Source organism: Protaetiibacter mangrovi (assembly GCF_024752305.1).
In the GTDB taxonomy this organism is placed as follows: Bacteria; Actinomycetota; Actinomycetes; order Actinomycetales; family Microbacteriaceae; genus Homoserinibacter; species Homoserinibacter mangrovi.
Window position 1 is genome coordinate 277,850 of record NZ_JANTHX010000007.1, and the last position, 12,904, is coordinate 290,753.

The window sequence follows — 12,904 nt, forward strand, 5'->3', positions numbered from 1 at the left end:
ATCGTTACTTGACGGCCTTGATCATGAACACACAGAACGCGCCGACCACCGACAGGACGATGCCCACCGGGAACAGGCCCGCGTAGCCGAACGCCAGCACGATCGCGCCGCCGACGGCGGGGGCGAGGGTCTGCGGCAGGGTCGCGGCGATGTTGACGACGCCGAGGTCCTTCGCGTACGAGTCGGCGCTCGGCAGCACCTCGGTCATGAGCGCCTGGTCGACCGACATGAACGCGCCGAAGCCGACCCCGATGATGACCGACATGAGCATCATGCCGCCGACGGTCGGCATCACCCACGGCACGACGAGCCCGAGGCCGACGATCACCGAGGAGATGAAGACGAAGATCTTGCGGCGACCGATGCGGTCGCTGATCGGCCCGCTGATGAGGATCGCGGGCAGCGTGCCCGCGAGACCGAGCAGACCCAGTACCGGCACGTACCCGGTGGCCTCGTCGATGTCACCGAGTCCGACGTAGTCCTGCAGCAGGAACAGGTTGTAGCCCGTGACCCCGAAGTAGCCGGTGAAGAGCAGCAGTCGACCGGCGAACGCCCAGAAGAAGTCGGGGTGCTTGATCGGGTTGACCCAGAAGGTGCGCAGGAAGTCGAGCAGCCGGAACGGCGTGTTCACCTGCTCCTTGCTCGAGCGGTCCGGGTTGAACACCACGAACAGTGTGATCACGACGAGGGTGAAGCCCGCGAGGCCGACGTATGCGGCGCCGACGTTCTGGGCGAGGGAGGCGCCGACGACCTGGCCGCCGATCGCGCCGATCATCGTCGCCGCCCCGCCGATCGCGGCGAAGGTGCCGCGGGCGCGCACCGGCACCCGGTCGGGCAGGATCGCCGAGAGCGGGCCCTGCACGAAGTTGTAGGCGATCTGCACCATCGTCCAGGCGATGGCGATCATCAGGATGGTGTTCGAGAACGCCATCCCGATGAGCGCCAGTCCGCCGATGAGCGCGCCGCCCACCATCCAGGGGGCGCGGCGTCCGAACCGGCTGCGGGTGCGGTCCGAGACGGCGCCCGCCACCGGCTGCGCGATCATGGCGGCGAACGCGCCGATCGTGGTGACGAGGGCGAGGTTCGCGACCTTGGCGGTCTCGCTCGGGTCGATCTCGGCGACCTGGCGCGCGAGCAGGATGCCGGGGATCGCGCCCCAGAGGATGAAGACGCTGATGTTGGCCGGCAGCAGCCAGAGCAGCAGCTTGCGGAGCGGTCCGCGGATCTTCACCCGCTCCTGCGAGTCGAGTTCGGCGACACCCTCGGCCGCGAGGGCGGCACCGGGCTCGGAGGGGCTTGACGTCGTTGTCATCGCTGTTCCTTCGGGTTGGTTGTTCGGTCGGTTATCGGAGGTGGCTCACTGCGGCTGCAGCGCGCCGAGACGGGAACGGAGGTCGTCGATGAGCTCGGCGGGCGCCTGGCCTGCGGCCATGCCGAGCACGGTCTCGACGGGCATGCCCGTGGCGAGGCCGATCATCGGGTGGTTCAGCACCTCGGGCGCGAGCTCCTCGAGGATGGCGCGCGATTCGGGGTCGGCGAGGATCACCTTCAGCGGCGTCTTCGTCAGGTCGTAGCGGCTCCCGGCGGGCGCCGCAGCGGCCATCGTGGTGGTCGACGCATCCGGGCGCACCGCGGGCGTCCAGTCGGCGTACCGCAGGCCGTGCCCGACCGGGAACGTCGGATCGGCGGTGTCGTTCGGCACGTCGGGCAGGTTCGCCTCGACGGCGGCCATCGACGACGGGATCTCGAACGGCAGCCGACCCTGCGGTTCGGCGGCGCCGAACAGGATCGCGGCGAACGCGTCGTCGGACGCGCCGTAGTTCGCGGTGATGACGGACGCGACTCCCACGAGCGGGGCGAGGATCGCGGGCCGGTCGAGGTACACGTCGAGCACGAGCGGGGCGGCGACGGCGAGCTCCCGCAGATGGGCGAGCTCGTCGTCGTGGAACTCGAGCGAGCCGGCACGGAAGAACGACTCGATCGTGCCGGGCTCCCCCCGCTCCTCCCAAGGCGCCGAGGTGCGCACGATCGCCACGTCCGCCTCGGCGGGCGTCGCGACCACGTTCGCCCACCCCGCGAGGGCGGCGGGCTCCATGCCCTCGACGTAGACCTTCGGCTGGCCCGACAGCGGCAGGGTGACGGCGCCGTCGTTGGCGAGCAGCGTCTGCGAGGCGACCTGGGCGGCGAACCCCGCCTCGCGCGCCCCGGCGGCGCCGACGATCGCGTCGGCCGCATCCGCGTCGACGTAGCGCGCCCCGTCGAACAGCCCGAGGCGGAACTTCTCGCGCAGCAGGCGCCGCACCGAGGTGTCGAGCCGCGACTCGTCGACGCGACCCGAGCGTACGAGCTCGATGAGCACCTTCGGCTGGAATTCGCCGCCGAACTGGTCGACACCCGCATCGAGCGACTTCAGCATCCGCTCCTCGTAGCTCAGGTGCTCGACGCCCCAGAAGGTGCGCGACAGGATGCCCCAGTCGGTGCAGACGACGCCGTCGAACCCGAGCTGTTCGCGCAGCAGGCCGGTGATGATCTGCTTGTTGAAGCTGAAGCCGACCTCTTCGTACTCGGTGCCGACGGGCATGCCGTAGTAGGGCATGAGCTGGCTGACGCCGGCGTCGATGAGCTCCCGGAACGGCTGCAGGTGCAGCTCGAACCGCTCGCCGGGGTAGACCTGCTCGCGGCCGTAGTCGAAGTGCGGGTCCTCGCCGTCGAGCTGCGGGCCCCCGCCCGGGAAGTGCTTGGCCATGGTCGACACCGAGTGGGCGCCGAGCTCGTCGCCTTGCAGCCCGAGCGTGTAGGCGACGCCGAGGCGACCGGTGACCTCGGCGCTGGAGCCGAAGGTGCCGGATGCGCGCGCCCAGCGCGGTTCGGTCGCGAGGTCGATCTGCGGGTGCAGCGCGACGCGGATGCCGACGGCCAGGTACTCCCGGCGCACCGTGTCGGCGAAGCGGCGGGTGAGCTCCGGGTCGTCGAGGGCGCCGAAGCCGAGGAACTCGGGCCACTGCGAGAACGGCCCGGCGAAGAGCGCCGCCGCGGGGTTGTTGGTGAAGGAGTGGCGCGGGTCGGACGAGATGGAGAACGGGATGCCGAGCTCGGTCTCCTCGGCGATGCGCTGCACCGCGTTGTGCCATTCGGCGAGCTCGCGCGCGGTACCGGCCTGCAGGATGTTCACGTGCGTGATGCGCCGGTCGATGATCTTGCGCATCGACGGCGAGCCGAACATGCCCGCCTCGTCGAGGTCGGTGCCGAGCGGCGCCATCGGCTGGAACATGAGCCCGGCCTTGTCGTCGAGCGTCATGCGGGCGAGCAGATCGTCGACGCGCTGCTCGGTCGGCAGGGAGGCGTCCTGGTAGGGGAAGCAGGCCTCGGCCACGGGAACTCCTTCGTCCGGGCCGCGGCGCTCGGTGCACTCCGCGGCGAGTGAGATCAAATATCTACACAAGTGTCGGTTTTGTCAATTCCGGTGCTAACCTCGCATCCGTGAGCGCGCTGGAGACCACCCCCGAGGCGGGAGTCGAGGCGCCCGCACGCGGGTATGCGAAGGGCCGCGCCCGACGCGACGCGATCATCCACACCGCATCCGCGCACTTCGCCGAGCGCGGCTTCCTCTCGGCGACGATCCTCGAGATCGCCGCCGCATGCGGCATCTCCCGCGCCGGCCTGCTGCACCACTTCCCCGACAAGGAGGCGCTGCTGGAGGCCGTGCTCGAGGCGCGCGACGTCGAGGATCAGGAGCGCTTCGCCCCCTACACGCGCGGGTCGGGTGCCATCGGGGTGCTGCGCGGCATGGTCGACCTCGCCGACCACAACCGGCTCGTGCCCGGGCTCATCGAGCTCTTCGTGCGCCTGTCGGCCGAGGCATCGGCCCCCGACCATCCGGCCCACGACTACGTCGTCGCACGCTACGAACGCATCCGGAGCGGCACCGCCCGCGCGTTGCGCGGCGCCGTCCGCGCCGGCCACCTGCGACCGGATCTCGACCCCGACGACGCCGCCCTGCGGCTCACCGCCCTCATGGACGGCCTGCAGGCGCAGTGGCTCTTCGACCGCAGGATCGACATGGCCGCCGAGGTGCGCCGCACGCTCGCCGAATGGATGACGCCCGAGGGGCTGCGGGCGTTCGACGCCGTCGAGGTGGCTCCACCCGCCGGCTGATCAGGCGGCCTCGAACTCCACCTCGACGTGGCGTCGCGTCGGGCGCACGCGGGCGCCCGGGAAGACGAGGCGCAGGATCGCCTGCATCTCCGGGCGGAGGCGTCCGCGCCCCTCGCCGCCCCAGCGCAGGGTGAGGCGGATGAGGTCGCCGACCCGGGCGAGCTCCGCCGTCACCCGACGGTCGGCGAGCCCCGCGCACGCCGCCTCCACGGCAGCACGCTGGGTCTCGTCCATGTGCACGGCGAGGCCGTCCGGATCGCGGATCTCGTCGACGAGGTCGCCGAGCCACACCCCCTCCGACTCGGCGACGAGCGCTGCACGCAGCGCGTCGCCGAGCTCCCGCGCCCGCTCGGCGTCCGCCGCATCCGTCTCGCCCCGGGCGACCAGTTCACGCAGGAAGGGCCCGACCTCGCGCTCGACGAGGGTCAGGCGCTCACGGTGCAGCTCGTCGCGCACCTGGGCGCGCAGCTGCTCCGCCGCGGCGAGACGCGCATCGCCCGTCGACTCGCGCCATCGCAGCAGCCGCGTCACGAGCGTCGCCGAGAAGACCGCGGCACCGACGCCGGCCGCGAGCAGCGGACCCGCGGTGAGGCCGGCGTAGACGATCGCGGGCAGCGGCCAGTCGGACGCGACGGCGCCGGATGTGGTGACCACCGTGACCACCAGCACGCTCAGGATGTCGGCGATGAGGATCTCGGATGCGGGGCGGAAGCAGCCGGTCGCCATCACGAACAGGGCGAGTGCGAGTGGCGCCCAGTCGGAGCGCACCGCGGTGTTCGTGCCCCACTGGGCGGCGGCCTCGAAGCCGACAGCCGCGAGCCCCAGCACGTGGATCGCGATCGCGCTGCGCCGCGTGAACGGGGCGCGCCGGGGTGCGCTCGCCCCGACGACCACGGCGCCCGTCGCCACCAGGCAGAGGAACGCCGCCGCGAGCAGCAGCGGGGAGTGGTACTCCGCCCGATGCAGGATCGTCAGCCCGACCGAGGTGGCGAAGGCGGCGGATGTGAAGATCCAGGCGAAGAACTGGGCGGTCACCCCGGCGAGGGGGTCGAGCTGCTGGGGCGAGTGCCGCGTGCCGATCATCCGCCGGCTCCCCACGGCACGACGAGATGCACGGAGGTTCCGGCGCCCGGGCTGCTCCAGACCCGTACCGTGCCGCCGAGGCGCTCGATCCGGCCGCGCACCGATTCGCTCAGCCCGAGCCGATCGTGCGGAACCGCATCCGGATCGAAGCCGACGCCCTCGTCGACGACGGTGATGCTGAGCTCGTCGCCGGAACGGGAGACCGCCAGCCATGCCTCCGTGACCCCCGCGTGCCGGGCGACGTTGACGACGCACTGCTCGAGGGCCGCGTGCAGGGCCGGCCCGAGGGGATCGGCGATCGAGTCGAGTGCCGCCAGGTCGCCCTCCAGCCGCAGCCGCACGCCCCCGGCGGCACCGATCGCGAGGAGCTGGGAGGCGATCTCCGCGAAGCCGGGCTCGGGTTCGTCGCGCAACAGCGGCAGCATCGCGCTCGACTCCAGGCTCGCCACCACCCGCTCCCGATCGGTCTCGCTCAGGGGGCCGGGCTCGCGATGGGACAAGGCGGCGAGCTCGCCGAGCAGCGTGTCGTGCAGCACGGCGATCGACTCCCGCCCCTCGAGCTCGCGCAGGCGGCGAGCGCGGGTGCGGTGGTCGGCCGCGTCCAGCGAGGCGGTGCTCCGGCGCGAACGCCGGCGGGCGAGGGGCACGAACGCGTAGCCCACGGCCACCCCGACCGCGATCGCGATCGGCGGGAGGTCGAGGCGATACGGCAGCCCGACGAGGGCCGCCGTGATCGCCATCGTCCCCTCGCCGAGGGCGTATCCGCCGAGCGCGCCCGCGATGCCGCCCGTCCATCGGTCCGAGGCCGCGCCGATGAGCACGGCGACGTTGGTCGTCATCGAGAGCAGGAACCCGGCCGTTCCGGCGGCCGCCTGGATCGGCGAATCGGCGACCGCGACCGTGAGGGCCGCGAGGGCGGCCGCGACGGCGCCGGCGAGCGCGAAGTAGCCGAGCACCGGGATCGGATCCCACCGCCAGGCGGCGACGCAGCAGGCGGCGAGCAGCGCCAGCGGGGGGAGGATCCACCACGCGACGCTCTCCGGCACGGCGGCCGCGAGGATGATCCCGAGCGTGGCGAGCAGGCCGAGCAGCACGAGGCTCAGGGCGGATGCCCCGCTCACGAGCGCCGCCCGGGTGGAGCCGGCGGCCTCCCGCATGGGGAAGATCCAGCCTCCGCCGGCGGGCGCCTCCAGCCCCGAGGGGGGCGGAGGCGCGGCGCTCATATGCGAAGGGTAGCGATCCGGCCGGGCGGGCGGGAGTAGCGGGATGTCGCACGACTCCCGTGGCCTCGACTCAGTCGACGATGTGTCCGGCGCCGCCGTCGCCGGGGGCCGGCAGGCTCGGGCGCCCGGCGACGACCGCGACGGCCGCGACGAGGGCGATCACGGTGGCGGCCGCGAGGCTCGCGGTCAGCATCGCGCCGCCGCGGCCGTGCCGCCGCATCCCGGCGAGCACGACGAACCCGAGGATCGCCCCGGCGGTGTTCGCGATGACGTCGGTCACGTCGGAGCTGCCGACCGCGGTGACGTACTGGGCCACCTCGAACGCCAAGCTCAGCGCGCCGGCGAGGAGCGCGATCCGGGCGACGCGCCAGTCGGGCCGCAACAGCCGAAGGTAGACGCCGAACGGCACGAAGACGGCGACGTTGCCGAGGATCTCGAGCGGGTCGCTCGCGCCGAAGCCGTCGCCGGGCAGGAACGGCACGAGCTTGATGCTGCGCATGTCGGCGCGCCCGATGAAGGGGTCATGCAGCTTCCACATGACGAGCCACGTGAGCAGCGCGAGGTAGACGACGAAGAGCGTGACGAGCAGCGCGCGTCGGCGGATGCCGGGCGGCGCGGGTCTGTGCACGGCGGTGGGGAGCATGCCCTCAGTACACGCGGCGGCGTGGGCGGCGCGCATCCGTCGGGAAGCGGATCCTCGTCCGTCGGAGGGATCGTTCCTTGACAGGTGACTGTGCAGTCACCTATTTTGGCGGGGTGGACACGGATGCGGTCATCGCCGCGATCGCCGAGCCCTCGCGCCGCCGCATCCTCGATGCACTCCGCGAACGCGACGGACAGAGCATCGGCGAGCTCACCGAGGCGCTGGCGCCGCTCGGTCGCCACGCCGTGCTGAAGCACGTCGGCGTGCTGGAGGCGGCGGGGCTGATCGTGTCGCGCAAGCAGGGCCGCGTGCGGCGCTGCCACCTGAACGCCGTGCCGATCGTGGAGTTGGCGCAGCGGTGGATCGACGACTTCGGCGCCCGCGCATCCGCCGGGCTGCTCGCGCTCAAATCCGAGCTGGAGAGAGGAAACGACCGATGACCGACGACCGCGTCTACGAGGTGACCATCGCCGCGTCCGCTGCCGAGGCGTGGGCGGCGCTCACCGATCCGCACACCGTGCGGCGGTACTACTACGGCACCGCGCCCCGCACCACCTGGCAGCTCGGCTCCCCCATCGAGTTCGTCGACGACGACGGCGACGTGCAGATCGTGGGCGAGGTGCTCGAGTTCGAGCCCCCGATGCGTCTGGCCCACACCTTCATCGCCACCTGGTACGGCGGCCGCGACGACCAGGGGTCGCTGCACTGGGAGGTGACCCCGATCGCCGACGGGTGCCGGGTCACCCTCATCCACCGCGGCGCGCGCGCGCAGAGTCGAGAGGGCTCGGAGACGGCGGACGGCTCGCGCCACATCATCGAGGCGCTCAAGGCGCTGCTCGAACGGGAGCCCGACATCCGCCGCAGTGCGGTGATCGCCGCGCCGCTGGAGTCGGTGTGGGATGCGATCGCCGACTCGCGCGCGTTCGGCGCCTGGTTCGGCGCCGAGCTCGACGGCCCGTTCCGCGTGGGCGAGACCACCACGGGGCGCATCGTGCCGACGGCGGTCGACCCGGAGATCGCCGCCGCGCAGGAGCCGCACCGCGGCGCCCCGCTCACCTTCGACGTCCTGGCCGTCGAACCGCGGCGGCGCTTCGCGTTCCGCTGGAACCCGTCGGCGGAGTCGGCGGTGTCGACCGCCGTCGAGTTCACGCTCGACGAGGTGGCCGACGGCACCCGGGTCACGATCACCGAGGACGGCTTCGACGAGCTGCCCGAGGAGCTGCGCGACGCCGCCCGCGAGGGCAACGACGGCGGGTGGGAGGCGCAGACGCGGCTGCTGGCGAGCTACCTGGCCGCCCGGGCCAGCTCCAGGTAGTCGGCGCTGAGCTCGTGCCAGCGCTCCTCCCAGGAGCGCGGCACCCGGCCGGCGAGGTAGGCGGCGAGGTCTTCGACGTGGGCCTGCCACCCGGCGCCGTGCGCGGCGTACTCCTCGAGCGGCAGCCCCCGATCTTCGATGACCAGCCGCGTGCCGGCACCCTCCGGGGTCAGCAGCGCCTCGATCGTGGTGGTGACGCCGCCCGGCTCCCAGGTGCGCACCTGCAGGCGGTGCGGCGCCTCGCACACCTCGACGACACCCATCCCCCGCCAGCCGCTCGTGAAGGCCGCGGTGAACTCGCCGCCCACCCGCAGCTCGCCCTCGATCCGCACCACCCAGCGCGCCAGGCGCTCGGGGTCGGTGATCGCCGACCACAGGTCGTCGATGCCGGTCGCGTAGACGTCTTCGACGTGCACCACGCCGAGACCGCCCTCCTCGCGCAGCTCGCCGATCAATCGCTGGTCCGTCATCCGTCGCTCCTCGTCTTCTTGCCGCGGCTGACCTCGGTGTGCAGGGCGTCGAGCCGCTGCCCCCAGAGCGCGCGATAGGGCGCGAGCCACTCGTCGAGTTCGATGAGCGGCTCGCTGCGGAGCTCGTACACCCGGCGCTGCGCGTCGGCGTGCACCTCGACGAGGCCCGCCTCGCGCAGGATGCGCAGGTGGCGCGAGACACCGGGCCGTGCGATCGGCACGAGCCCGGCGAGCTCGGTGACGGTGGCCGGCCCGTTGCTGAGCGCATCCAGCAGGGTGCGCCGCTGCGGGTCGGCGATCACGTCGAGCAGAGCTTCCACATCCGCGAATGTACATCGTCGTGTACGTACATGTCAATGTACATTCGTGGATCACCCGTCAGGCCGGACCGAAGCCCTTCTCGTCGAGCCAGGCCAGCACATCCTGCGCGACGTCCTGCCAGCCCGCGTCGAGGGTGAGCGAGTGCCCCTTGCCCGCGTACTCGTGGTACTCGGTGACCGAGGAGGTGTTGTCGGCGTAGAGCTTCGCCACCGCGACCGTCACGGCCTGCGGCACGGTGTGGTCCTCGGTGCCCGAGGTGAGCAGCAGCGGACCGCGGATGGCGGTGTGCGTGTCGACCGCGGCGGGCGAGTTGCGCACGAAGTTGGCCGTCGCATCCTCGAACAGCGGCCGACCCGGCCCCGGGATCGTCCAGGCGTCGTGCAGGGCGTTCGACTCCTCGTCGCTCAGCACGTTGCCGAAGGCGTACTTGAACTGCTTCTCGTCGAGGGCCACCGTCTTCGACTTGTTGCCGGGGTTCGACAGCACCGGGAAGCCCGACTTCAGCTGCGAGAACGGCAGCACCTTCACGCCCTTGACGGGTGCCGGGTCGATCGCGACCGCCGCCGCGACGAGATCGTGGGCGAGCAGCTCCTGCGCGATGAGCCCGCCGAAGGAGTGCCCGACGACGACGGGCTTCTCGGGGAGCGTCTCGATGAGGTCGGCGTAGTGGTGGCAGATCTCGGCGATGCCCTGGTTGTTGAGGCCCGCGGGGTTCGCGCGGGTGGCCTCGACGGTGTCGAGATCGCCGGGCCAGCCCGGCGCATCCGTGGTGTAGCCCTTGGACTCGAAGAGGTCCTGCCAGGGGCGCCAGGCCGAGGAGTGGATCCAGAGGCCGTGGATGAAGAGGACGTGCGTCATGGTGGTTCTCCTTCTGTTGGGGGGTGCTGCGGTGGTGGGGTTACAGGGTCTTGACGAGGCCGCCGTCGATGAGGAAGTCGGCGCCCGTGACGTTGCCGGCGCGGTCGCTCGCGAGCAGCAGCGCGAGGTCGGCCACCTCCGAGGGCTGGGTGAAGCGTCCGGTCGAGAAGCCGCCCTGGCTCGCCACGACGCGATCGCGGGCGGTGTCGACGTCGACGCCCATCGCGCGCGCGGCGGTCGCGGCGACGCCCTGCTCGCCGAGCCACAGCTCGGTCGCGACGGGGCCGGGGCTGATCGTGTTGACCCGGATGCCGCGGTCGCCGTACTCCTTCGACAGCGACTTGGAGAGATTCCAGACCGCGGCCTTCGCGGCCGAGTAGTCGACGACGGGAGGGTCGGGCAGGTAGGCGTTGACCGATCCGATGGTCACGATGTTGCCGCCGCCGCGGGCGATGAGCCGCGGGATGGCGGCCCGCGTGGTGCGCATCGCCGCGAGGAAGCTCAGGGTGAGGGTCTGCATCCACTGCTCGTCGGTGATCGCGAGGAACCCGTCGAAGCGCAGCGACACAGCGCCCACGTTGTTGACGAGGATGTCGAGCCCGCCGAGCTCGTCGGAGCGCGCGACGAGCCGCTCGGGGCCGTCGGGAGTGGTGAGGTCGACAGACTCGAAGAGCACGTCGCCGCTCGCGACCAGCGGCTCGAGCTCGGGCGTGATCGAGCGCGCGCCCGCGACCACGCGCACCCCCTCGCCCACGAGCCCCTGCACGATCGCCAGCCCGATGCCCTTGCTCGCGCCGGTGACGACGGCGGTCCTGCCCTGCAATCCGAGGTCCATGGCCGCGAGGCTAGGGCCGGATGCGCGCCCCGCGCGTGGGCGGGCTGGGGGTGGTAGCCGCGCTACCCCTCTCGCGCGAGCACGGCGAGCGCATCCGCGGTCGGTGTGCCGGGCTCGGCGTAGTAGACGAAGATCGAGTGCTCGCCCGGCCCGAGCACCGGGAAGCGCGCGAACCGCAGCGAGAGCGCTCCCACCCGCGGGTGCGCGAGGTGGTGCACGCCGTCGCCCGCGCCGTGCACGTCGTTGCGCGGCCACACCTCGCGGAACCGGGGGCTCTCGCGGGTGAGCTGCGCGATCAGCTGCTGGGTGCGCACGAGGTAGGGCTGCGGTCCGGAGTTCGCGCGCAGCAGCGCCACCGAGCGGGCGGTCAGCCCGTCCCACTCGTCGCCGTAGAGCGCCCGCACCTCCGGGTCGAGCAGCAGCGCGGCGAGGCTGTTGGCGCCCTCACGGTAGGCGGGCACGATAGCCCGCATGAGCGCGTTCGAGGCGACGATGTCGTTGTAGCGGTCGTGCACGACCGCGGCGGTGAGCGGCCATCCGTCGATGAGCCAGCGGATGTGCGCGAGCTCGCGCTTCGGGCCGGTCTCGACGTGCGGCAGGTGCACGAGCGAGGCGAGGTAGCTGCGCGCCGTCGCATCCAGCTGCAGCGCCCGCGACAGCGCCTCGAGCACCTGGTCGGTGGGGTGGATCTCGCGACCCTGCTCGAGCTTCACGTAGTACTCGGTGCTGATGCCGGCGAGCATCGCCACCTCGGAGCGCCGCAACCCCGCGACCCGGCGCCGGCCGTTGCCGGCGGGCAGCCCCGCCTCCTCGGGACGGATGAGCTCCCTGCGTGCGCGCAGGTAGTCACCGAGGGGCCGGCCCGCCGTCATGGCGAGAGTGTAGCGAGGATGGTTGGGGCCGGGCTTCTCCCCTCGACAAGGGTGCGCCCGCAGCGCGACGATCAGGATGCCCGCCGAGCATCGGTGCGTGACGCGTCACCGCAGTGGATGATTGTCCGCGTGACCTTCCGGCGCACCGTCCTCGTGGTGGCATTGCTGAACCTCGGCTTCTTCGCCGTGGATTTCGTGGTGGCGCTGACCATCGGTTCCGTGTCCCTCTTCGCCGACAGTGTCGACTTCCTCGAAGACGCCAGCATCAACCTGCTGATCTTCGCCGCGTCGGCGTGGTCGATGCGACGCCAATCGCATGTAGGCAGCGTCCTCGCGTTCGTCATCCTGGTGCCGGCGGTCGCGACGATCATCGCCGCGGTGCAGAAGATCTTGAATCCTGTTGCGCCTGAGATCGTTCCCCTGTCACTCACCGCTGCGGGTGCGCTCGCCATCAACCTCACATGCGCGCTGCTGCTGGTGCGCCATCGCAACCTCACAGGAAGCATGGCAAGGGCGGCGTGGCTTTCTGCCCGCAATGACGCGCTCGCGAACGTTGCGATCATCGCCGGCGCCGTCGCCACGCTCTGGGTGCACACCGGATGGGTCGACATCGCGATCGGGATCGCCATCGGACTGTTGAATGCCGACGCGGCGCGCGCAGTGTGGCGCGCCGCACGCGACGAGCGCCTCGGTCGACGGTCCGCGCGCCCCTGATCTGCGCAGTCGGAGACGCGGCAACGATCACCCGCGGCCATACGTCCGGAAAGCAGAGCGGCCCGACCGGGAATCGGTCTGACCGACCAGTAAGTAGCTGAGGCGGGACTCGAACCCGCGACCTCACGATTATGAGTCGTGCGCTCTCACCAACTGAGCTACTCAGCCACGAGTCCGTCGGCGCGAGGGTGGAGCCCCGCTCCGACGGACAGAGCCCCGAGTCAGGATTGAACTGACGACCCCTTCCTTACCATGGAAGTGCTCTACCACTGAGCTATCGGGGCGTTCGCGGATCGCTCCGCGGCACCGGAAGAGCCTAGCATCCCGGAGGGGGTGGCCCGAACGCGGGAGCGGGGGTGCGGGGGGCTGGTTTCGACACGCCCGCTGCGCGGGCTACTCAACCAGCGGGATGCGA

Annotated in this window: 14 protein-coding genes and 2 tRNA genes; 4 read left to right on the forward strand and 12 right to left on the reverse strand. The window is 71.7% G+C overall.

The window, feature by feature from the left end:
- Positions 1–4 precede the first annotated feature (4 nt).
- Positions 5–1,312: an MFS transporter gene (locus NUH29_RS08975; protein ID WP_258798745.1), complete on the reverse strand. Its 1,308-nt coding sequence runs from the start codon at positions 1,310–1,312 to the stop codon at positions 5–7.
- Positions 1,313–1,357: 45 nt separating this feature from the next.
- A complete protein-coding gene (locus NUH29_RS08980; RefSeq protein WP_258798746.1) occupies positions 1,358–3,373 on the reverse strand; it encodes a glycoside hydrolase family 3 protein in 2,016 nt (671 codons plus the stop codon).
- 107 nt (positions 3,374–3,480) lie between these two features.
- Here NUH29_RS08980 and NUH29_RS08985 point away from each other — a divergent pair, with 107 nt between their 5' ends.
- On the forward strand, positions 3,481–4,155 hold the full coding sequence (locus tag NUH29_RS08985) for a TetR/AcrR family transcriptional regulator (protein ID WP_258798747.1): 675 nt from the start codon (positions 3,481–3,483) through the stop codon (positions 4,153–4,155).
- On the opposite strand, the gene NUH29_RS08990 is transcribed toward NUH29_RS08985, so the two are convergent.
- The 3 genes from NUH29_RS08990 to NUH29_RS09000 all read right to left on the reverse strand — a co-directional run bounded on the left by NUH29_RS08990 (position 4,156) and on the right by NUH29_RS09000 (position 7,104).
- Entirely contained in the window at positions 4,156–5,238 is a 1,083-nt protein-coding gene (locus tag NUH29_RS08990) for a hypothetical protein (RefSeq protein WP_258798749.1), read from the reverse strand.
- On the reverse strand, positions 5,235–6,461 hold the full coding sequence (locus NUH29_RS08995) for a sensor histidine kinase (RefSeq protein WP_258798750.1): 1,227 nt from the start codon (positions 6,459–6,461) through the stop codon (positions 5,235–5,237). Before NUH29_RS08995 ends, NUH29_RS08990 begins: the two co-directional genes overlap by 4 nt.
- Before the next feature lie 70 nt (positions 6,462–6,531).
- A complete protein-coding gene (locus tag NUH29_RS09000; RefSeq protein WP_258798751.1) occupies positions 6,532–7,104 on the reverse strand; it encodes a VanZ family protein in 573 nt (190 codons plus the stop codon).
- 113 nt (positions 7,105–7,217) lie between these two features.
- On the opposite strand from NUH29_RS09000, the gene NUH29_RS09005 reads away from it, so the two are divergent.
- Together NUH29_RS09005 and NUH29_RS09010 are read left to right on the forward strand one after the other, a co-directional pair.
- On the forward strand, positions 7,218–7,544 hold the full coding sequence (locus NUH29_RS09005; RefSeq protein ID WP_258798752.1) for an ArsR/SmtB family transcription factor: 327 nt from the start codon (positions 7,218–7,220) through the stop codon (positions 7,542–7,544).
- Positions 7,541–8,419, forward strand: coding sequence for an SRPBCC domain-containing protein (locus tag NUH29_RS09010; RefSeq protein WP_258798753.1), 879 nt, complete (start codon positions 7,541–7,543; stop codon positions 8,417–8,419). The genes NUH29_RS09005 and NUH29_RS09010 overlap by 4 nt, the downstream gene beginning before the upstream one ends.
- On the opposite strand, the gene NUH29_RS09015 is transcribed toward NUH29_RS09010, so the two are convergent.
- From NUH29_RS09015 to NUH29_RS09035, 5 genes are all read right to left on the reverse strand, one after another.
- Positions 8,389–8,889: an SRPBCC domain-containing protein gene (locus NUH29_RS09015; protein WP_258798754.1), complete on the reverse strand. Its 501-nt coding sequence runs from the start codon at positions 8,887–8,889 to the stop codon at positions 8,389–8,391. The two genes, NUH29_RS09010 and NUH29_RS09015, sit on opposite strands and share 31 nt — an antisense overlap.
- Positions 8,886–9,209 (reverse strand): ArsR/SmtB family transcription factor, encoded by a 324-nt coding sequence (locus NUH29_RS09020; protein ID WP_258798755.1) that lies wholly within the window; start codon positions 9,207–9,209, stop codon positions 8,886–8,888. The genes NUH29_RS09015 and NUH29_RS09020 overlap by 4 nt, the downstream gene beginning before the upstream one ends.
- A gap of 58 nt (positions 9,210–9,267) precedes the next feature.
- Positions 9,268–10,068 (reverse strand): alpha/beta hydrolase, encoded by an 801-nt coding sequence (locus NUH29_RS09025; RefSeq protein ID WP_258798756.1) that lies wholly within the window; start codon positions 10,066–10,068, stop codon positions 9,268–9,270.
- A gap of 40 nt (positions 10,069–10,108) precedes the next feature.
- Positions 10,109–10,903, reverse strand: a complete 795-nt coding sequence (locus NUH29_RS09030) for an oxidoreductase (RefSeq protein ID WP_258798757.1) — start codon at positions 10,901–10,903, stop codon at positions 10,109–10,111.
- A 62-nt stretch (positions 10,904–10,965) separates the two neighbouring features.
- Entirely contained in the window at positions 10,966–11,775 is an 810-nt protein-coding gene (locus NUH29_RS09035; protein WP_258798758.1) for a helix-turn-helix domain-containing protein, read from the reverse strand.
- Between the two features lie 129 nt (positions 11,776–11,904).
- Between NUH29_RS09035 and NUH29_RS09040 the strand changes: the two genes are divergently transcribed.
- Positions 11,905–12,489, forward strand: a complete 585-nt coding sequence (locus tag NUH29_RS09040) for a cation efflux transmembrane domain-containing protein (RefSeq protein ID WP_258798759.1) — start codon at positions 11,905–11,907, stop codon at positions 12,487–12,489.
- A gap of 94 nt (positions 12,490–12,583) precedes the next feature.
- On the opposite strand, the gene NUH29_RS09045 is transcribed toward NUH29_RS09040, so the two are convergent.
- Positions 12,584–12,657 (reverse strand) — tRNA-Met (locus NUH29_RS09045).
- Between the two features lie 44 nt (positions 12,658–12,701).
- Positions 12,702–12,773: transfer RNA gene (locus NUH29_RS09050), tRNA-Thr, on the reverse strand.
- Positions 12,774–12,904: the final 131 nt, after the last annotated feature.

Excerpts from the sequence above, each read along its gene's own strand:
- NUH29_RS09025 (WP_258798756.1), bottom strand. The coding sequence starts at position 10,068 with ATGACGCACGTCCTCTTCATCCACGGCCTCTGGATCCACTCCTCGGCC.
- NUH29_RS08975 (WP_258798745.1), bottom strand. The coding sequence starts at position 1,312 with ATGACAACGACGTCAAGCCCCTCCGAGCCCGGTGCCGCCCTCGCGGCC.
- NUH29_RS09030 (WP_258798757.1), bottom strand. The coding sequence starts at position 10,903 with ATGGACCTCGGATTGCAGGGCAGGACCGCCGTCGTCACCGGCGCGAGC.
- NUH29_RS09015 (WP_258798754.1), bottom strand. The coding sequence starts at position 8,889 with ATGACGGACCAGCGATTGATCGGCGAGCTGCGCGAGGAGGGCGGTCTC.
- NUH29_RS09000 (WP_258798751.1), bottom strand. The coding sequence starts at position 7,104 with ATGCTCCCCACCGCCGTGCACAGACCCGCGCCGCCCGGCATCCGCCGA.
- NUH29_RS08995 (WP_258798750.1), bottom strand. The coding sequence starts at position 6,461 with ATGAGCGCCGCGCCTCCGCCCCCCTCGGGGCTGGAGGCGCCCGCCGGC.
- NUH29_RS09035 (WP_258798758.1), bottom strand. The coding sequence starts at position 11,775 with ATGACGGCGGGCCGGCCCCTCGGTGACTACCTGCGCGCACGCAGGGAG.
- NUH29_RS08990 (WP_258798749.1), bottom strand. The coding sequence starts at position 5,238 with ATGATCGGCACGCGGCACTCGCCCCAGCAGCTCGACCCCCTCGCCGGG.
- NUH29_RS09010 (WP_258798753.1), top strand. The coding sequence starts at position 7,541 with ATGACCGACGACCGCGTCTACGAGGTGACCATCGCCGCGTCCGCTGCC.